18 protein-coding genes, 1 tRNA gene and 1 other RNA gene are annotated in these 18,759 nt (G+C 71.1%); 5 read left to right on the forward strand and 15 right to left on the reverse strand.

The window, feature by feature from the left end; translation table 11 throughout:
* Positions 1 to 86: 86 nt before the first annotated feature.
* The 4 genes from OHA65_RS18365 to ffs form a co-directional block, all read right to left on the reverse strand.
* A complete protein-coding gene (locus OHA65_RS18365; RefSeq protein ID WP_328763160.1) occupies positions 87 to 1,679 on the reverse strand; it encodes a hypothetical protein in 1,593 nt (530 codons plus the stop codon).
* Positions 1,680 to 1,968: 289 nt separating this feature from the next.
* On the reverse strand, positions 1,969 to 3,222 hold the full coding sequence (gene purD / locus OHA65_RS18370; RefSeq protein ID WP_327284185.1) for a phosphoribosylamine--glycine ligase: 1,254 nt from the start codon (positions 3,220 to 3,222) through the stop codon (positions 1,969 to 1,971).
* Between the two features lie 60 nt (positions 3,223 to 3,282).
* The gene (locus OHA65_RS18375; RefSeq protein ID WP_405756356.1) at positions 3,283 to 5,538 is read right to left on the reverse strand and encodes a DNA polymerase III subunit gamma and tau; all 2,256 of its coding nucleotides are present in this window, start codon (positions 5,536 to 5,538) and stop codon (positions 3,283 to 3,285) included.
* A gap of 54 nt (positions 5,539 to 5,592) precedes the next feature.
* Positions 5,593 to 5,691, reverse strand: an RNA gene (gene ffs / locus OHA65_RS18380) — signal recognition particle sRNA small type.
* A 131-nt stretch (positions 5,692 to 5,822) separates the two neighbouring features.
* Between ffs and OHA65_RS18385 the strand changes: the two genes are divergently transcribed.
* Positions 5,823 to 5,910 (forward strand) — tRNA-Ser (locus tag OHA65_RS18385).
* Between the two features lie 78 nt (positions 5,911 to 5,988).
* Here OHA65_RS18385 and OHA65_RS18390 read toward each other — a convergent pair.
* The gene (locus OHA65_RS18390; protein ID WP_328763162.1) at positions 5,989 to 7,263 is read right to left on the reverse strand and encodes a hypothetical protein; all 1,275 of its coding nucleotides are present in this window, start codon (positions 7,261 to 7,263) and stop codon (positions 5,989 to 5,991) included.
* A 165-nt stretch (positions 7,264 to 7,428) separates the two neighbouring features.
* On the opposite strand from OHA65_RS18390, the gene OHA65_RS18395 reads away from it, so the two are divergent.
* Together OHA65_RS18395 and OHA65_RS18400 are read left to right on the forward strand one after the other, a co-directional pair.
* A complete protein-coding gene (locus tag OHA65_RS18395) occupies positions 7,429 to 7,635 on the forward strand; it encodes a hypothetical protein (protein ID WP_328763163.1) in 207 nt (68 codons plus the stop codon).
* A gap of 392 nt (positions 7,636 to 8,027) precedes the next feature.
* Positions 8,028 to 9,074: a phosphotransferase gene (locus tag OHA65_RS18400; RefSeq protein WP_328763164.1), complete on the forward strand. Its 1,047-nt coding sequence runs from the start codon at positions 8,028 to 8,030 to the stop codon at positions 9,072 to 9,074.
* On the opposite strand, the gene OHA65_RS18405 is transcribed toward OHA65_RS18400, so the two are convergent.
* The 10 genes from OHA65_RS18405 to OHA65_RS18450 all read right to left on the reverse strand — a co-directional run bounded on the left by OHA65_RS18405 (position 9,071) and on the right by OHA65_RS18450 (position 16,935).
* A complete protein-coding gene (locus tag OHA65_RS18405) occupies positions 9,071 to 10,102 on the reverse strand; it encodes a glycosyltransferase (protein WP_328763165.1) in 1,032 nt (343 codons plus the stop codon). The genes OHA65_RS18400 and OHA65_RS18405 overlap by 4 nt on opposite strands.
* Positions 10,103 to 10,107: 5 nt before the next feature.
* Positions 10,108 to 10,722, reverse strand: a complete 615-nt coding sequence (locus OHA65_RS18410) for a hypothetical protein (protein ID WP_328763166.1) — start codon at positions 10,720 to 10,722, stop codon at positions 10,108 to 10,110.
* Positions 10,716 to 11,615, reverse strand: a complete 900-nt coding sequence (locus OHA65_RS18415; RefSeq protein ID WP_328763167.1) for a PIG-L family deacetylase — start codon at positions 11,613 to 11,615, stop codon at positions 10,716 to 10,718. The genes OHA65_RS18410 and OHA65_RS18415 overlap by 7 nt, the downstream gene beginning before the upstream one ends.
* Positions 11,612 to 12,343 (reverse strand): glycosyltransferase, encoded by a 732-nt coding sequence (locus OHA65_RS18420; protein ID WP_328763168.1) that lies wholly within the window; start codon positions 12,341 to 12,343, stop codon positions 11,612 to 11,614. Before OHA65_RS18420 ends, OHA65_RS18415 begins: the two co-directional genes overlap by 4 nt.
* The gene (locus tag OHA65_RS18425; RefSeq protein ID WP_328763169.1) at positions 12,340 to 13,200 is read right to left on the reverse strand and encodes an aminoglycoside phosphotransferase family protein; all 861 of its coding nucleotides are present in this window, start codon (positions 13,198 to 13,200) and stop codon (positions 12,340 to 12,342) included. Before OHA65_RS18425 ends, OHA65_RS18420 begins: the two co-directional genes overlap by 4 nt.
* Positions 13,201 to 13,217: 17 nt before the next feature.
* On the reverse strand, positions 13,218 to 14,105 hold the full coding sequence (locus OHA65_RS18430) for a glycosyltransferase (RefSeq protein ID WP_328763170.1): 888 nt from the start codon (positions 14,103 to 14,105) through the stop codon (positions 13,218 to 13,220).
* A gap of 44 nt (positions 14,106 to 14,149) precedes the next feature.
* The gene (locus tag OHA65_RS18435) at positions 14,150 to 14,347 is read right to left on the reverse strand and encodes a hypothetical protein (RefSeq protein ID WP_328763171.1); all 198 of its coding nucleotides are present in this window, start codon (positions 14,345 to 14,347) and stop codon (positions 14,150 to 14,152) included.
* Complete coding sequence (locus OHA65_RS18440; RefSeq protein WP_328763172.1) at positions 14,344 to 14,787, reverse strand: hypothetical protein; 444 nt, start codon at positions 14,785 to 14,787, stop codon at positions 14,344 to 14,346. The genes OHA65_RS18435 and OHA65_RS18440 overlap by 4 nt, the downstream gene beginning before the upstream one ends.
* Before the next feature lie 193 nt (positions 14,788 to 14,980).
* The gene (locus OHA65_RS18445) at positions 14,981 to 16,183 is read right to left on the reverse strand and encodes a helix-turn-helix domain-containing protein (protein ID WP_328763173.1); all 1,203 of its coding nucleotides are present in this window, start codon (positions 16,181 to 16,183) and stop codon (positions 14,981 to 14,983) included.
* An 89-nt stretch (positions 16,184 to 16,272) separates the two neighbouring features.
* Positions 16,273 to 16,935 (reverse strand): HAD-IA family hydrolase, encoded by a 663-nt coding sequence (locus OHA65_RS18450; RefSeq protein WP_328763174.1) that lies wholly within the window; start codon positions 16,933 to 16,935, stop codon positions 16,273 to 16,275.
* 133 nt (positions 16,936 to 17,068) lie between these two features.
* Between OHA65_RS18450 and OHA65_RS18455 the strand changes: the two genes are divergently transcribed.
* The gene (locus OHA65_RS18455; RefSeq protein WP_328763175.1) at positions 17,069 to 17,533 is read left to right on the forward strand and encodes a hypothetical protein; all 465 of its coding nucleotides are present in this window, start codon (positions 17,069 to 17,071) and stop codon (positions 17,531 to 17,533) included.
* Positions 17,534 to 17,925: 392 nt separating this feature from the next.
* Positions 17,926 to 18,729 (forward strand): hypothetical protein, encoded by an 804-nt coding sequence (locus OHA65_RS18460; protein WP_328763176.1) that lies wholly within the window; start codon positions 17,926 to 17,928, stop codon positions 18,727 to 18,729.
* The last annotated feature ends 30 nt before the right edge of the window (positions 18,730 to 18,759 follow it).

Genomic DNA, 18,759 nt, shown 5'->3' on the forward strand with positions numbered 1-18,759 from the left:
CTCATTCCGTCACCGTTCGCCACATCCGGAGGGGGCGAGTACCGGCCGCCCGGGCCGGGGACGGCGCGGGCGCGGGCGCGGGTGGGTCACACGAGGCGGACCGGCTTCTCCGGGCGGACGCCGAGCTCCGCGAGCCAGGCCCGCAGGGGCTCCGGGTCCCCGTCCTCCACCAGGCTCATCACCCGGGGGGCCAGGTCCGCGCGCCGTTCGCCGCCGACCAGGAGGACCGGGCCGTCCAGCCAGTCCAGCCCCGGCGCAGCATCGGCCGAGTCGACGGCCGCGGCGCACACCATCGCCGTCACGTGGTCGGCGAGCAGGTCCCGCCCGCTGCGGGGCGGCTGGAGCGGGAACAGCGGCACGGTGTCCGCCCCGCGCACCACCGCGGCGCCCTCGGAACGCTCCTGCCTGGCCAGGTCACCGCTCAGCCGGCCGGCCAGCGCCTCCGCGGCCGCACCCTCGCCCGCCGCGTAGGTGAGATGGCCCAGCACCCGGTCCAGCGTCGGTCCCGGCCCGGCCGGTACGGCAAGGGCGTCCAGCGCGGCGTGCAGCCGGGCCGCCTCCGCCCGCCATTTGCGGTCCACGACCTCCTCCGGATACGCCGCCCAGTCCACCGGCGACCAGTCCGGTCCGGCCTCGGCCGGACCGCCGTGGAAGAGCCGGGCGGCCAGCAGAGAAGCCGCCTCGTCGATCACGCCGGGCCGCTCCAGCAGATCGCACGCGGGCCGCTCGCCGAGCCGCGAGGTGTACCCCTCGGCCAGCCGGTCCCGCCGGGACAGCTCGGTCAGCGCGGAGACGACCCCGGCGTCGAGGTGCGCCGGCCAGCGGCCCATCCGCCACGCGGGCAGTGCGACGCGGGTCAACAGCCGGTCCCAGCCCGCGTAGGCGAGGCCGACCTGCTCCTGGGCGACGATGCGCAGCCCGTAGTCCACACCCTGTGCACGGTCCGAGGCGGCGGCCGCCACCCCGCGCTCCATCTCGGCGGCGTCCTCCCGGCACAGCTTCAGCAGCAGCCGGGCCGGCCGGCCGATCCAGCCGAGGCCGGGCCTGCTGCCCACGTCCGCCGCGGCGTCGAGCCCGCGCACGAAGCCCCGGGCATCGGCTATGTCCGGATGCGCGGAAGGGCCCGTACCGGCGACGACCGGCGCGAGGACCGCCCGCAGTTCGGCGACCCGCATCCACCACAGGAACGGCGAGCCGATCACCAGCACGGGAGCCGCGCCGGGCTCCGACTCGCGGCCACCGGCTATGCCGCCGCGGCGGTGCGCCGCATGCGTGCGGTCCTCAAGCCAGCTGTCGCAGTCCGGCGTCAGGGCTATCGCGGAGGGCGCGGGCACGTCCATCCGGTCGGCCAGGTCCCGCACCAGCCGGTAGAGGTCGGGAGCGGCGGACTCCGCCAGCGGCACCGTCGGCGTGACGGCCGGGCCCGCCCGCAGCACCACCGCGGCGAACACCCCGCCGACGAACAGCACCAGCACGGCGACGACGCACACGACGAGCGTCACCAGGGGCCAGGGGTCCCCGGCCAGCCGGCCCGTCATCCGGGCGCTCAGCAGCACCACCGCGAGGGCGGCGGGCAGCAGCCCGAAGGCCAGGGCCCGGCTGCGCACGCGCAGCACGGCCAGGGCCCGGGAGCGCGCGGACGGCGCGCCCACTTCCACGATCGAACCGGTTTCGGACACGGCCGGACCTCACCCCCTCTGCCCTGCGGCGGTTTCGCTCACTCCCCCACTGTGACACCCGCCACTGACATCGCAATGCCGGTGGGCCAAGTGCCGGAATGCTTGCGCCGCACCCTAGTTGGGGACCGACCGGCAGTCAGCCGGACCGGGTGACGATCACCCGATGGAATGGCTTTGGGTAAAGGTGGCTGCGTTCGAACGCGGCCGGATGCACTCGCACGCGGACACGCGCGCGGGCCCGGTGCGCACCTTGGTGCGCACCGGGCCCGCGTCGCGCAAGCCCCGCTGCTCAGCGGCCTTCGGCCGCCTTGGCGGCAATGTCCGTACGGTGCTGGGAGCCGTCCAGCCGGATGCGCGCGACGGCCTTATACGCCTTCTCGCGGGCCTGCGCCAGATCGGAACCGGTCGCCGTCACCGACAGCACGCGGCCGCCGGCGCTGACGACCGTGTCGCCGTCGAGCCGGGTCCCGGCGTGCAGGACGTACGCGTCGGGACCGTCCTCGGCGGCCACCTCGGCCAGGCCCTCGATCGGGTCCCCGGTGCGCGGGGTCTCCGGGTAGTTGTGGGAGGCGATGACCACGGTGACGGCCGCGTCCTCGCGCCAGCGCAGCGGCGGCTCGGTGTCCAGGGTGCCGTTGGCGGAGTTCAGCAGCACGCTCGCGAGCGGGGTGCGCAGCCGGGCCAGGACCACCTGGGTCTCGGGGTCGCCGAAGCGGGCGTTGAACTCGATGACGCGGACGCCGCGCGAGGTGATCGCGAGCCCGGCGTACAGCAGCCCGGAGAACGGGGTGCCGCGGCGGCGCAGCTCGTCGACGGTCGGCTGGAGGACGCTCTCCATGACCTCCTCGACCAGCTTCGGGTCGGCCCAGGGCAGCGGTGAGTACGCGCCCATGCCGCCGGTGTTGGGGCCCTCGTCGCCGTCGAGCGCGCGCTTGAAGTCCTGCGCGGGCTGGAGCGGGAGGACGGTGACGCCGTCGGTGATGGCGAAGAGGGAGACCTCGGGGCCGTCGAGGTACTCCTCGATGACGACGCGGTCGCAGGCCAGCGCGTGGGCGCGGGCCGCCGCCAGGTCGTCGGTGACCACGACGCCCTTGCCGGCGGCGAGGCCGTCGTCCTTGACGACGTACGGGGCGCCGAAGGCGTCGAGGGCCTCGTCCACCTCTTCCGGGGTGGTGCAGACGTAGCTGCGGGCGGTCGGGACGCCGGCCGCGGCCATCACGTCCTTGGCGAACGCCTTGGAGCCCTCCAGCTGCGCCGCTTCCGCGGACGGCCCGAAGACGGGGATGCCGGCGGCGCGGACGGCGTCGCAGACGCCGGCGACGAGGGGTGCCTCCGGGCCGACGACGACCAGGTCGGCGCCGAGTTCGGTGGCGAGGCGGGCCACGGCCGCGCCGTCGAGGGCGTCGACCGGGCGCAGCTCCGCCACCTCGGCGATGCCGGCGTTGCCGGGAGCGCAGTACAGCGCGTTGACGTCGGGGTCGAGGGACAGAGAGCGGCACAGGGCGTGTTCGCGGGCGCCGCCGCCGATGACGAGGACCTTCACGCCATGCAGCCTAGCCCGCCGGCGCGGCTGCCCTTCGTGCGGCCACCCAAGTACGGGCTCTTACTCGTTCGTATATTCCTCTACAACGGTGGCTCCGAGCTCGCGCACGATGAGGTCGTGTCCGGTCAGGGCGCTCTCGACGAGGTCGGGATCGTCCTCCTCCGGTACGTCGTCCTCGGGCGCGACCGGCGGGGGCGCCTGCTGTACGGGAGGCTGCGGTGCGGAAGCGCCCTGCTGGGGCGACTGAGGCTGCTGCTGCGGCTGGTACGGCTGCTGCTGAGGACCGGCAGCCGGCTGCGCCGCGGCGGCGGGCGGGGGGCTGTAGGCGGGCGCGGCCGGCGCGGAGTACGAGGACGGTGCGGGCTGGCCGCCTCCGCCTCCCACCACGGCGTCGATCTTCCAGTTGACCTGGAACTGCTCGGCCAGGACGGCCTTGAGCACGTCCTCGCTGCCGCTGCTCGCGAAGTTGTCCCGGGCTCCGGCGTTGGGGAAGCCGAGCTGCAGGGTCGTCCCGTCGAAGCCGGTGACCTGGGCGTTCTGGCTGAGCAGGATCCAGGTGAAGCGGCGGCGGTTCTTGACGGCCTCCAGGACGCCGGGCCACATCGCCTGGACCTGCCCGGCGCCGGCGGCCATGCCGGGCGACGGGGCGGCGGCCGGAGCGGGCGCGGGCGCGCCGGCGGCCGGAGCCGGGGCGGGGGCCGGGGCGGAAGCCGCGGGCCGGCCCGACCCGGGGGCGGTAGCGCTGGGCCAGGCACCGGCGGCGGGGGCCGCGGCTGCCGGGGCGGTCGCCGCCGGAGCGGGGGCCGCGGCGGAAGCACCGGCTCCGGGCCAGGCGCCGGGGCCGGCTCCACTGCCGGGCTGCGCGGCTCCGGGCCAGGCGCCGGGCGCTGCGGCGGAAGCCGGCGCGGGAGCCGATTCGGGAGCAGGGACGGGGGCCGGGGCCTGGACCGGAGTCGGGGCCGGCGCCTGGACCGGCGCCTGGACCGGGGCGGGGGCCGGCGCGGCCGCGGCGGCCGGCTCGGGTGCCCGTACGGCGGCAGCGGCGGCCCGCGCGGCGGCGACGCCCCCACCGGGCCCGGCCGGGGCCATGCCGTGCGCCTCGGGCCCGGGCACGTACCCCATGGCGGGGGCACCGGCCGCGGCCGTGCCCACGCCGAACCCGCCCCGCTCCAGCCGGTCGAGCCTGGCCTGGAAGGAGCGTTCGTCGTCGAAGGCGGCGGGCAGCAGCACCCGGGCGCAGATCAGCTCCAGCTGGAGCCGCGGCGAGGTCGCCCCGCGCATCTCGGTGAGCCCGGTGTTGACCAGGTCGGCGGCGCGGCTGAGCTCGGCGCCCCCGAACACCGAGGCCTGGGCCTGCATCCGCTCGACGACATCGGCGGGGGCGTCGATGAGCCCCTTCTCCCCGGCGTCGGGCACGGCGGCCAGGATCACCAGGTCCCGCAGCCGCTCCAGCAGGTCGGCGACGAACCGGCGCGGGTCGTTGCCACCCTCGACCACGCGGTCGACGACCTCGAAGGCGGCCGCGCCGTCCCCGGCGGCGAAGGCGTCGACGACGGAGTCGAGGAGCGATCCGTCGGTGTAGCCGAGCAGGGAGGTGGCCATGGCATACGTCACACCCTCATCGGCCGCGCCGGCGAGGAGCTGGTCCATGACGGACATGGAGTCACGCACGGACCCGGCGCCGGCCCGCACGACGAGCGGCAGCACGCCGTCCTCGACCTTGGCGCCCTCGCGCCCGCAGACCTCGCCGAGGTAGTCGCGCAGCGTCCCGGGCGGCACGAGCCGGAAGGGGTAGTGGTGCGTCCTGGACCGGATGGTCCCGATGACCTTCTCGGGCTCGGTCGTCGCGAAGATGAACTTGAGGTGCTCCGGCGGCTCCTCGACCACCTTCAGCAGGGCGTTGAAGCCCGCCGAGGTGACCATGTGGGCCTCGTCGATGATGTAGATCTTGTAGCGGCTGGAGGCGGGCCCGAAGAAGGCCTTCTCCCGCAGGTCACGGGCGTCGTCCACACCACCGTGCGAGGCGGCGTCGATCTCGATGACGTCGATCGAACCCGGGCCGTTGCGCGCCAGGTCCCGGCAGGACTGGCACTCGCCGCAGGGGTCGGGAGTGGGACCCTGCTCACAGTTCAGGCAGCGCGCCAGGATGCGCGCACTGGTGGTCTTGCCGCAGCCCCGGGGACCGCTGAACAGGTACGCGTGATTGACCCGGTTGTTCCGCAGGGCCTGCATCAGGGGGACAGTGACATGCTCCTGCCCGATGACCTCGGCGAACGACTCGGGGCGATAGCGGCGGTACAGCGCAAGGGACGACACGTCTACGAGGTTATCCGGGCCCACCGACAAAGACGTCCCGCCGACCGCCCCGGAACGCAAAGCGCCCCCCACGCACCCGCCAGAGCCCACTTACCCTTGCTGCCTTCCGGCCCTGGGGGAGTTGGGTGAGATAGCGCCACGTGAGGGGCTGGGCCCCACCCTAGCGGATGAGACCCCCCGGAATCGACCCGCCCCCCGACCGGCCCCCGCCGAGATCCCCGCCCGGACTCCCCGCAGACGATCACGTTCGCGAGCACCCCTCAACGTCTTGTATTGTTTGCGGCGGAGGATTCGCCTAGTGGCCTAGGGCGCACGCTTGGAAAGCGTGTTGGGGGCAACCCCTCACGAGTTCGAATCTCGTATCCTCCGCCAGTGCCTCACCGGGCACGATGTCGAAGAGCCCCGCTGCTTGCAGCGGGGCTCTTCGCGTTCCATGGTTGCAGTTCCGCTCTACGGGCCCGCGTGCCCGAGCCTGGCGGAAGACCGGCAGGCATCACACGCCATGGCCGCGTTACGGCCGTAGCGGCGCATCAGCTGGGAACACCGGATACACGGACCGACCTCCCACGACGGGCAGCCCAGAGCCGCCGCTGCCGCAGCCCTCTCCACCGCCGCGATCCAGGTGCCGCGACGCTGCCGCTGGGCGGGCATGCGGGCGAGCGTGAACCCGCCTGTGGGCTGGCCGAGGTCCCTGACCGGCCTGGGGTCGCTCTTGAACCAGCCCCCTTCTCCGGCGCGGCAGGTCCGGTCGATCTCCTGCTCGGAGAAGGTGATCTCGTCATCGGCCTCCTGCTCCGGCTCCTTGGGCAGGGGCTCCCACTGGCCGGTCAGCTCCCGCCACGTCCGGCAGTCCGCACTGGGAACCCACATGTGGCGACCTGCCCGGCCGCCGCCGCGACTCGGCACGAAGACGGGGACGCTGTCGCCAGTGGCGCTGGTGAGGATGAGGTCCTCGATCCTGACAGGAGGCTTCGGCGGGTCACAGAGCACCGGAAGGAACCACTCGGCGTGAATGGCGCCGCAATGACCCGTGCCCCCGTTGTCGGGGCAGTGAAGCGCGCTGCTCGACAGGCAACGCCAAACCTGAAGGTGTCGGTACCCACCGCGGATGACCATCTCGCTGCCGTCAGCGATCTCCCGCCAGGACATGTCGTCGACCCTGGCCCAGGGTGCCCGATCAATCAGGGCTGCCCGATCGTCTTTGGCGACCCACAGCGGCGTGATGTCGTACTCCATCGCGATAACTGAGCGCCTGTGGACGCTGCTGGAGCTGAGCGGGGAGTACTGGATCTCCCATCCGATCCGAACGCCGGAGGGCCCGGTGACCAGCGCGTCGGTGACTCCGCGCCGGCTGGGCATCCCCACCTTGGCATCAGCAGTCAGCCCGTATCCCTCAGCTGCCTCGACGATCCGCTCCTTGGTGGCCTTGTGCTGATCGCTCTCCGCCGGCGTTGGCTTGTGCGTGATCGGCAGGTGGGCAGCAACCAAGGGGGAGCGGCCACCGACACGAGCGCGCCGGATGTACATCCACGGGGACTTCCCACCCGTCTCGGACGCACACGGCTTCCCGCCCTTGTGTGCAAGGCACTCCAGAAGCTGAGGGTTCCGCTCGGAGACGCTCGTCGTGATCTCTTCGAGCAAGCCGGGGTAGCCGCTGACCCCGAGGTCGGGCTCCGTCAGGTTGATCTCAATGCCGTATTCGGTGTGCCAGACGCCATTGGCCATCCGTCCACCATAGGAACGACCGCTGACCGGCAACAGAGCGCCTGAGCGCGGGAATTGCGTCGTAAGCGGCCCCTGCATACAAACCCACCGCTACCCGGCCAGGTTCGCAGTCATTTGAGGCTCTCCCTAGCGCTGTCCCGTCCGGTGAAAACCTCCCGGAAGGCGATGCAGCACCCGACAGAAATCGGCGAAAACCCACCCGACCCCTCGCGGACTGCGGGCGCAGCCATCGTCCGCGCCCACCTACAGGGCGAGTCCGAAAGCTGGTTCGCCGGCGACCGCAACAGCGTCGAAGGCGTCACCTACGCGACGCTCGCAGCCGACGACTGGTACTGCGGCGGGCCCTCGGCGTTCGGCACCCCGGCGGGGTGAGGTCGTGGAGACGGTCCAGACGGCGTGCACGGCGGGGTGGCCACGGCGGGAGCGAGCAAGGAGTGCTGAGCTCGGTCGGCGTCGCCGTGTACAGGGAGCATGACGCCTGGCCGGCGGCGTGCTCGCCGCCCCGTCCCGTGTGTCCACCCCCTGCGTTGGTGGAGCCGACACTGGTGCTACCAGGGCCAGCCTGCGCTGGCTCACGCGAACCCGACTCCTCGCAATCGAACATCGAGGTAACGTTCCGCGACGACTCCCCAAGATCTGTGCCAGAACCCCATTCCCGAGTACAGAGCCAATCAGGCCGAGCAAATCACCGGGCTGCCCCATGGGGGGGGCAAGCCCGGTGATCCTTGTGCACGCGAGTACCGGGCTCGCGTATCGTCGCCGGGGTGACCGACGCGACCGTGACGGGCAGGGCGCACATCCCCGCTGCTGATCTTGCCGAGCTGATCAGCGCCTTCGATCTCGGCGACGTGCTGGATCGGAGCCATCTGGCCGAGGGCCTGATGAATGTGAACTGGCGGGTGGAAACTCCTGCCGGACCGTACGCGCTGAAGCGGGTCACGGACGTGCCGCTTGACCGGCTGCGTCGCAACCTCGCCGTTCTCTCCTCCCTCGCCGCCGACGGCATTCCCGTGTGTGCCCCGGTCACCACCGCTTCGGGTGACACCGTCGCCGAGATCAGCGGCGACGGATACTGCCTGTTCCCGTGGTCGGCCGGAGAGCACATCCGCGGAACCGACCTCCCCCTGTCCCAGGTGGCCGCGCTCGGCACGCACCTTGCCCGCCTCCATGTGGCCCTCGGCCGAACCGCTGGCGGGCAGGAGCTGCCCGCCGTGCCAGACACGGTCGCCGCCGACGTGACCGCCCCTGAGCGAGCAGTGCAGAAGGCCGACCGTCTCGCGGCAGCCATGCGCGCTCGGAGCGCGGGCGACGCCTTCGACGCGGTCGCAGCGGATGCCCTGGAACAGCGCCGGGTCCTGCTCGACAAGCACGCTCGCCTGCGTCCCGAAGGCGACACGCCTGCGGGGCCGCACGGCTGGACCCACGGTGACTTCCAGTTCCGGAATCTTCTGTGGGAGGGCGGCGAGCTTGCCGCCGTACTGGACTGGGACCGGCTCGGTGTCCGCCCCTACGCCGAGGAAGTCGTGCGCACGGCGCAGGTGCAGTTCGGCGTGGGCGGTGTGTTCGACCTTGATCGGGTGTCAGCGTTCGTTGATGGCTACCGGTCGGTGATTCCGCTGGAGGCCGCGGCGCTGGCCGATGGTACGCGTCGGCTGTGGTGGAAGCGGATGACGGACTTCTGGCAGCTTGAATTCCACTACGACCGGCAGGACCACTCCTGCGACGACCTGTTCACCGCCGATGAAGCCCTTCTTCACTGGTGGACGGACCGGCTCGACCTGGTGCAAGAAGCGTTCGCCGGGGCCGCCTAGATCCCGAGGGCCTGGAGCTCGGGCAGGCACGGCCGGGTGAGCTGTGCCGCCCGCTGCCGGGCCTGCGTACCAAGTGCCTGGTGGTCGGCCTCGCGGATCGCCCGCGCCCACGTCTCAGGCCCGGCGGTGTGGGGCAGGACGATCCCGGCGCCGCCAATGGCCTCGGGGATACCGCCCCGGTCGGTGCCAATGGTCGCCACGCCGTGCAGGGCCGCTTCGATGATCACCCGGGGGAAGGCGTCTTCAACCGTGGAAGGGACCAGGAGCAGGCGGTGGCTGCGGTAGAGCGGGCCCATATCGTAGACGCGGGGTACGAAGGTCACGTTCGGGTAGGCGGCGAAGTCCGCTGCCGTGTTCCACCAGCCCTCGACCAGGGTGAAGTGCTGTTCGGGCATGAGCCGGATGAGCTGGTGGATTAGGACGGAGCCCTTGGCGGGGATCGGGTTGACCATGAGCACCGACCCGATGTGGGGGGCGTCCTGGCCCGACGCGGGCGGGGCGAACGGCGGGTAGAGCACCGCGAGGCGGGTTCCGTCCGTACGGGGCGCGCGCTTCCGGACGAATTCCGACACGGCGAGACCGTAGTGGGGGTGGCCAGCGAGGACCCCGAGGCCGGTAGTGGATACGGAGTGCAGCAGGCCCGCCACCGGGGCCGACGGCCGGGCCTGTGCGGCGAGCTGCGCCGAGCCCTCCTGCGAGGTGAACACGATGTCGGGCCGGAGGTCGACGAGCATGCTCCCCAAGACGGGCTCCACGCGGTCCTGGGAGACGGCGATGCAGTCCACTCCGTTCCACCGGTAGCGCAATGCCCCGCGTGCGTCCTCGTACGGGGCGCGGTGGGCGTCCAGGTAAGTGCGCATGTCAGCGCGCTGCGTGGTGCCGTCCCAAGGGGCTTCGTGGGAGCCGAGATAGATGACGTGCCATCCAGCGGCGGCGAGTTCTTCGGCGAGGAGTTGTTGGGTGACTTCCGCGCCGCCGATGAGGAACGGGGGTGGGGTCCGGCGCCAGGCGAACAGGGCGGTGGGCATCGCTGTCACCTCGCCCAGAAGGTGACGAGGGCTTCCACGGCCTGCGCGACGTCATCCGTGCTGGTGTCGGCCGCCAGGACGGTGACCTCCCGCGACATCGGCGGGCGGGCCGTGTGTACGAAGTAGTCGCGGGCGTGGTCGAGGAAGCCGGGTTCGTGGAGGAAGTAGTCGGACTCGGCGGCGGTGTGTCCGGCGGTCTTGCGGCGCAGGTGGAGAACTTCGGCGGGAACGTCGAGGTAGAGGGTGTGGTCGGGCCGCAGGAGCGGGAGGGTCTGCAGCCGGTCGCGGAGCCGGTGGTGGACGCCGTACCCGAACAGAGCGTCCAGAGCGTGGGCGTGGGCGAGGAGGGTGTCCACGGACCGGTCGAGAATGACGAGCGGCTGACCGCTGTCGGCGGCCGCGGTGACCCGGGCGGCCTCGATCTCCATGAACCTCTCGAACGCGGCGAGTTGGGCGGTGGCGCTGCCGGTGCGGGCTGGAGGGATGTCGTCGCGGTGGGCGATGTGCTTGACGTAGCACTCGGAGACGAACGTGCAGGCTCCGAGTGCGGTCCGGCGCAGGTGACGTATCGCGGTGGACTTGCCGGCGTAGGAGGGCCCTTCCAGGGCGATGATCAACACGTCGGCTCCGTTCGGTAGAAGCGCTCGGCGTAGGCTCCGGTCCGATCGAGGAGGTCGGCGGCGGTGGTGAAGGCGTGCCGGATCGGGCGGTACTGCTTCCGGGCCGGGTGCATCTGTGATCCGTGCATCCGCAGGACGGTGACCTTGTCCAGGACGGTGCTGGTGATGTCGACCAGCTCCGGCGTCATGGTCGGCCCGGTGCGGGCGCGGAAGAGGTGGCAGTCGCAGCCGGAGAGCGCGTACGTGGACCAGAACGCGAGGTCTTCCCAGAACCAGCGGCACCCGAGCCGGACTGCGGCAGCGTGGGTGAGCAGGTGGTCGGGGTGGCGGGTGACGGCCGCGGGGGCGAGGAGTTCGACGCCGGGGTTGGCGGCGGCGATCTCGCGCAGTTCCTCGGTGACCTGGTCGAGCATCTCGGGGCTGTAGGGCCGGTATGGCGACTCGGCGTCCTTGTGGCCGAGGAGCCGGCGGCGGGCAGCAAACGGGGCAAGTGCGGCGGCGCCTTCGCGGCCCCGTAGGTCCGACACCGCGTCCACGCTGGGGTACGTGGCCTCCAGGGCGGGGTGGACGCTCCTGGACTGGGTGAAGACGGTCACGACCGTGAGAGGGCGGGGCTGGGCGAGGAACGTGCCGGAGGCAGACAGGGCGAAGTCGTCGTGATGCGGTTCGATGACCAGGACCGGGCGGCCGGCGGGGGTGCGGGTCTCGATGTAGTACGCCTGACCGCTGTGCGGGGCCGTCACCTCCAGCACGCGGTGGTCGTGAGCGCGGTGGCGGCGGGCGAGCGCATCGCTCCACGCCTGGTGGGCGCGGTCGAGGTCGTCGGGGAACGTGTAGATGCCGGTCGCGTCCGGCAGGGGCAGGAGCGTTCTCACGGTGGTCTCCTTCGTCATCGCACGGTGGTCTCGTACCAGTGGCGCCACATGCGGGGGGAGCCAAGGCGCAGGCGGGCGGTGACGGGGTTCTGCCACCACAACATCCGCAGGCTCGACCACTGGTCGTAGCGGCGGGTGGAGGGCCGTACGCGCAGCTCGTCCAGGATCGTCACGGGGCGGCCGGTGGCCTGCCCGTGGGCGGACAGACGGGCGAAGAACTCCACGTCCTCACTCATGAACAGGTCTTCGCGGTATCCGCAGATGTGGTGGAAGGCGTCGGCCGTGCAGAACTGATTGACGCCCTGCGCGCCACCCCGGCGGGCGCGGTAGTGGTCCCAGTAGGCGCACAGCAGGCGGGCGCCGAGCCGTTCGGGGGTGTAGAGCGGAGGGATGGCTCCGCCGACGGCCCCCAAGTCCATGGCGGCCGCGGCTGCGGTGACCGCCTCCAGGGGTAGCGCCACGTCAGCATCGATGAAGAACAGCCGGCCGCTGCGGGCGGCGGCCGCTCCGGTGTTGCGGACGCGGCCGATGTTGCGGACCTCCTCGGTGACGACGCGGACGCCGTAGGAGGCGGCCATGTCGGCTGTGGCGTCGGTGCTGGCGTTGTCCACCACGATTACCTCCCCGGTCTGCCCGCTGGCTTCCTCCCACCGGTTGAGCGAGGCGAGGACGGACGGCAGGTACCGGGGCAGGTAGGTGGCCTCGTTGTAGGCCGGGATCACTACCGACAGGGTCGGGGTGGTCATCGGCGGGTCCTTTGCGGTCGGGGCGCGTGGAAGAGGTGGGGTGTGCGGCGGGCCAGTTCGTTCAAGCGGCCGGTCCACAGGGCGCGGTCGTCGCCCGGGGAGGAGTGGGCCCAGCAGCGCACGGTGTGGAAGACGGCCCACGCAGACAGCAGGCGGTCGTCGAGGGCGAGCAGATAGGCGTCGGTGAGCGCCCGGGCCCGGACGGACGCGAGGGCGTCGGTCATGACGAGGGTCTGCGCGATGTCGGATTCGCGCGTGCCGGGGGCAGCGTCGGTGAAGTCGACCAGGTGGCGGACGGCGCGGGGCCCAGAGATCACGACGTTGTCGTAGTGCACGTCACCGTGGCACCACACCGGCGCCGTCTGGGAAGCGTCGGCGATGACGGCCAGGACGGGGGCGATCCGGTCCAGGGTGCCGGAGGGGCAGCGCCGACCGAGGGAGGAAACCTCTTCGTAGAACGGGCGGCGCGGCGTCGACACGTGAACCGGCGCCCGGTGCAGGCGACCCAGCAAGCCGCCCAGGTCCCGAAGGGCGCGTTCGCTGGCGACCTGGCCGGAGTGGAGAGCACCGCCGAGGGTGAGCGGGCCGAGGTCGGCGGTGATGAGGGCGGTGGACCCGTGCCTCGGGAGGGCGCCGCAGCCAATGACGGCGGGTACGGGTACGTGGGTGGCCACGGCTCGGATCGCCGAGCCCTCCGTGATCGCGTTGCGGCGTGCTGTGGCCGCGTACAGCTTGACCACGACGCTCCGCCCGTCGGCCAGGCCAGTCCGGTACACGGCTGTCCGCGTGCCAGCGGCCAGGCGTTGCGCGGTGCGGGCCGGGACGCCGAGCAGGGTGGTGCAGGCACGCGAGACCACCGCCGGAACCCCCGCCGTCACCGCGCACCCGCCGGTTCGGTGCCGACGGCGCCCAGGCGGCGTACGTGCCGCATGGTGCGGGCGAGGTGCGCTCGGTACTCCCGGACGTCGTCCGTGCCAGGACAGGTGGCCTGCCACGGCTTCTCGGGGCCGACGAAGTGCACGAGGGCGGCAGCAGGATCGGGTCGCAGCGGACGCGTGACAGCGCGGCGCACCCAGTTCCCGCGTTCGAGGAACCGGCCGACCTCGAACCGGTTGAAGCCGCCCGCCACCGGCCGTACCCGGCCGGAGCGCAGGAGCCACAGGTTCAGGGCGTCCTGGTCGTTGTGGAGGATGTGGCGACGACCGAGGATCAGGGCCCTCTCGACACCCCGGCGGATGCGGGGCATGTGCCCGGTGTGGGTCCAGAGCATGCCCGCGTTGTAGTAGTGGCGGCCGCGCAGGTGGGGCCAGCGTTCAGCGGCGCCGGGCAGTGCAGGGCACTGGCCCACCGCAGGATTGAACTCGTCGCGGACGGCACCTGTCTCGCCCGGCCGGAGGAGGCCCAGGGGCTGGGTGATGTCGCCGCGTACGAGTACGTCAGCGTCCACATAGATCAGGTAGGGCCGGCGGACGAAGGTGGGGGTGAACTCGAACCGCAGGTAGGTGGTGACGGTGATGTAGGAAGCGTCGGCCATGCGGGAGGCGCGCAGCGGGGGGCAGTGGCGCAGGTCGAAGGATCCGAATCCGGCGCGTTTGGCGAGGTCGGCGAGAAGGAGCGCCTGCGCGGGGTGAAGGTCGAGGGTGAGCACCCGTACCGCTGCGTTGCGGCGGGCGGCCGGGGTCAGGCTGTCGGCCAGGCCGGTGATGGTGGCCAGGCCGGGAGTGAGGTAGTTCTGGTCGATGCACAGGCCGAACGCGTACACGGGGACTTCGCCTTCCGGTCGTGGTGCGCGGGCGTGACAGGCGCTCAGGAGGTGTCGTGCTCGCCGCGACGGCGGATCACTTCGAGGCCGTCGGGGTCTGTGGTCTGCCACTGGGTGGTGAAGCCTCCGCCCGCGGGCCGCAGCACCCACACGGTTCCGGCTTCTTTGACATCGGTGACGATCGCCCGCCGGCCGTGCTCGTCTTCCACCAGGTCCCCGACCCAGGGACGCCCGGCGTTCACGGGGTGTCCGGCTGCGGTGTGTCGCCCCACGGGGACCATCCCGAGGAGGCGTCGGCGATGTCTCGGCGCCGCTGGAGCTGGCCGGGGGTGCGGCGGGGCGGGCCTCCTGTGGCATGCACGAGGAAACCGCCTCGGTCACGAATGAGCACTCCGAGGCCGGCGAACTGGGCGGCGTCGGCAGCGACATGGGTCAAGGCGCCGACGATGATTCCCCGGATCATTCCGGTGGACAGGGCAGACGTTATGGCCTGCCAGCCGGGGCGCTCTGCGAGCGGCACCGCCGGGTCGGGATCGGACCATGCACCGGCAACGTGCCAGTGCCGGGCGTCGGCGTAGTGGCGGCCGTGTTTCTCACCGTCTCGGATGGCGGCGGCGGTGGAAGCGCAGGCGTAGACGGCGACGGGTACGTGCCCGAGGCCGCCAGGCGGGTTGGTCGGCATGCCCACAAGGCTGCTGCGGACCGCCACGCGGGCCCAGACACGGCCCGTGGCAGCGGCGACAGTCCGTGCCGGGTTTCAGTGCCACGAAGCGTGGCAGCACAGGTCCCGGCGGCCAGGCTTGTGCAACGCCCCGTAGCAGTCGGGCAGGTGGCGGCCGGGTCGGCTGCTACGGGGCGTGGCAGCCAGCCGCGGGTCAGCGCACCCCGAGAGGGACCCCGGCGGCGTTGGCGAGACCACGCAGGCGACCGACGGAAACTCCAGCGAGCCGGCCGATGATGACGCCGGGGAGCATCTGGTGACGCACCCACCCAGGGGCCATCGAGCAGACAGCTCCGAGAGTGTCGGCGGCGGCCTCCCACCGGCGGCATTCCACGTGGGTAAGGGCGACGTCCAGGCCGTAGCGGGCGCGGGTGGCCAGCGGCACGGTGTCGTCCAGGCGGACGGTGTCCATGAGGCGCAGCGCTCCGGAGGTGTCGCCGAGGGCCACTGCGATGCTCATCGCCTGGGTCGCTGCGTACATCGGCCCGTACGGCTGAGCGTGGGCGCCGCGGGCGTGTTCCTCCCCTATGCGGGCGGCCACGGCGTGAGCCTGGGAGAGATACTCGCGGGCGCTTTCCGCGCTCGCGCCGCCCCTGGACGCAGCGACGGCAGCGTTCGTGACCAGCTGCCCGTAGACACTCAGCCGGTCGGGGTCGTGCTCGCTCATCTTGGGTTCGATCCGGTCGGCCTGCGCAGCGGCCAGGGCGAACCCCTGCGTGGTGCGGCCGTCGCGCAGGTTGACCCACGCCGTCGTGGCGGCCAGGTGTGCGTCACGGAGGTCGTCCCCGGCCTGCACGGCGATCTGGCGTCCGTACGTCAGCGCCGCGTACGCCAGGTCGCGGGAGCCGAGCACGTTCGCGGCCATACCCGCCGTCTGGAAGGTATCGATCAGCACGCCGCCGGCGGCCTCCCGCTCTGCCGGGCCAGCGGCGTCGAACCGAGCCCGCGCCTCGGGGAGAAGCTGGCCCAGGAGTGTGCCGAGCTCGGTGTACCGACCAGCCCAGTAGGCGGCGTCCGCACGGCGGACGGCGTCGCGCAGCTCCTCGACGGTGCCCGGTTCAACGTCGGCAGGGATGCCGATGGCGGCGTCGTGAGTGGCCGCCGACACCATCCGCAGCGCCGCCCGCTCGTCGCGGTCCATCGACCGGCGCGGCGCCTGCTGGCCGAGGAGCACGGCGATGTCCGTGCCAAGGGCGTCGGCGATGGACAGCAACGACGGCAGCGACGCGGTACCGCCGCGTTCCAACTTGCGGACCACGCCGACGGACACGGCGGCGGCTTCCGCTAACTGCTCTTGCGTCATCCCTCCGCGCAGCGTCTTCAACCGCTCAGAGGTGGTGTACTCCGACCACTGCATGCTCCAGCACCTCCGTGTGATTGACCCCACACGGACGGTACTGGCAAGAACGGTGGGGCCGACAGCCCTTGATCAGCCGGAAGTTGCGGTCAAGCGGCGAGGACCGCGCTCACTCCCAGAAGGGCCTCAAGCTCCGCAACAGCCTCATCCTCACTGGTGGCGTGGACGGTGGTGATTCCCAGCTCGGCGGCTGGCGGAAGGTTCACCGCGTGATCGTCCACGAACACGCACCGCTCGGCGGGCAGGCCGATCCGGTCCAGGGTGAGCCGGTAGATCTCCGGATCAGGCTTGGCCCTGCCGACCAGCTCGGAGACAACGTGCACATCGAACAGATCCCAGATTCCGACGTGCTCGTACGGGTTGAACGGGTCCAGGCCGAAGCTGTTGGACAGGAGGGCAAGCCTGTGACCAGCCGCCCGTGCGGCACGGGCAAGGGCAGCCATCCGGCGAGCGGCCGGAACCCCTGACCAGGCCCGGCCCATCAGGTTCACCGGGTCAACGTGCGCACCCAGCAGGGCAGCCGTGCCCTCGTTCCATTCCGCCTGCCCGATCTCTCCGACTTCCAGAGCGGCGTACAGACGCCGACCCTCCGGGTGGTCGTTGAGGGTGCTGCGCCACGCCTCCGGGGCCAGTCCTTCGGCTACACACCACGCGCGGTGGACAGCGAGTGGATTGTCGGTGAGCACTCCGGCGAAGTCGAGGATCAGGCCGAGCTGTTCCTGCCCATAGGCGGTGTCAGTGCTGTGCGGCATCCAGTGACCGTCCTTCCACGATTGGTCTCACAGGGGACGCTACCGCGCACCCGGACACGCGGGCGTTCGTACAACCATTGCCCACGGTGAACGATCAACTCCTGTGCACACAGTCACTGCACAGGGGAGAGCCGTGAACCACCGCACCGCTACCGCCGTACTCTCGGTCGTCATCGCAGCCGCCGCGCTGACCGCCTGCGGGAGCGACACAGGCGCCGACAAGCCGTCGGCGAAGACACCGCCCGCCACCGCACCGAGCAGCCCCACCGCACCCGAGGGGACAAGCAGCCCGTCGGCCGCCACCGAGACTCCCAAGAGCAAGGGGATCCCACCCAAGCCGGATGCGGCGACGCAGGCGAAGTACATCGCCGCCCTGACCGCCATCGACCCGGACATCGTCAACACCAAGCCCGACAAGGCAGTCGACCGGGGCCGCAACCAGTGCGAGACGATCGCCAACTTCCCCAAGGACGACCAGAAGCAGATCGACCTCACCAACCAGAGGTTCACCTCGCCCAACCACCCGGACGGGTTCGGGCTGGCCAAGGCCGCCAAGATCCGCGACGCCGTCCACACCCACCTCTGCCCCACGTACTAAGCAGTCCTCTACAGCTCAGCGGCACGAGCCGTCGACCGTGAGGTCCATGGAGCGCGCATGAACGATTCTCGTATCCTCCGCACTCCCCACCAGGACAAACGATGGACCCGACCGCAATGCGGCCGGGTCCATCGTCGTTCCGCAAGTTGCAGTTCCCCGGATTAGCGCCAGGGCTGGGAAGATCAGCGCCCCCTCCCAGAGCCACACGGCTCTGGGCACCTGCTCCGGCTCCGCTCCGACCCCGGGCGACCGCGCCGCGCTCCCAGAAGCGACGCCAGGCACGCCGTACGACTCCGGCGCCCTAACGCGCTCCCGGCTGAATGGGTGACGTGAGCCATTGCCGAACCGGTCGTGAACCTATTTTCAGGCGTGGACCTGAAGAGGGAGGCGTTATGGCTCGCAAAATCCAGGTGGCGACCCTCGTTCGCGAACAATTCCAGGGTGTAGACCTATCCGGAATTAAACGACGCCTGGCAACCAAAAAGGAGTGTTGCCGGGCGTGCGGAAAATCGATTGGCTCAAATAGCCCCGCCAACTTGATCGCCATCATTCACCGCGAGAGTCGAATCAAATGGGCTGCACTCGTGCATCCACAGTGTGGGCGCTCGGGAATCTACACCACGGACACCGCACCCGACGAGAGCCGGGTGCATTTCGAAATCGAGTGCGCTCTGATGGTGGGCGAACGAGGACCTGTGCCCGCACTCATCGTGGATGCCTACGGGGGCTACAAAGTAACAGCCACTGGTGAAGTGCACGACGCTCTGCTCGCCGGGTTCGCCCGGTTCGGGTTCGACTACCCTGACTGGATTGACCGCGAAGGTGATGAAGCCGCTCAGGCGATCGACGAGACTGAGTACACACCGGGACTGACTGCACACTTCGAGTCCGGCGAAATACTCATCTCCTCGGAAGGTACGGAACTCTTTCGTTTGACCGGCCTCAGTTACTACCCCCGCTGGTACAGATCCCTCCACTGTGGCGCGCTCTTCGTGAGCATTGGCCGCAATCTCCAAGGAATGAGCTTCGACAGCCTGGAGCACATTCAGCGAGCCGCCAGCGCCAAGGAACTTGTCAGCGCAGTCGCAGCGACTTCTGTGACACCAGCCGAGGTCAGTTCATCCTGTGGATGCGTCAACGGAGCCACGCGAACATTTGCATTTTGCTGTGGCGACCCTGACGGACCCGAGGAATGACTCCCCCCTCGAAAGAGGAGACCGATCACC

This window comes from Streptomyces sp. NBC_00045, from assembly GCF_045041095.1.
Classification (GTDB): domain Bacteria; phylum Actinomycetota; class Actinomycetes; order Streptomycetales; family Streptomycetaceae; genus Streptomyces.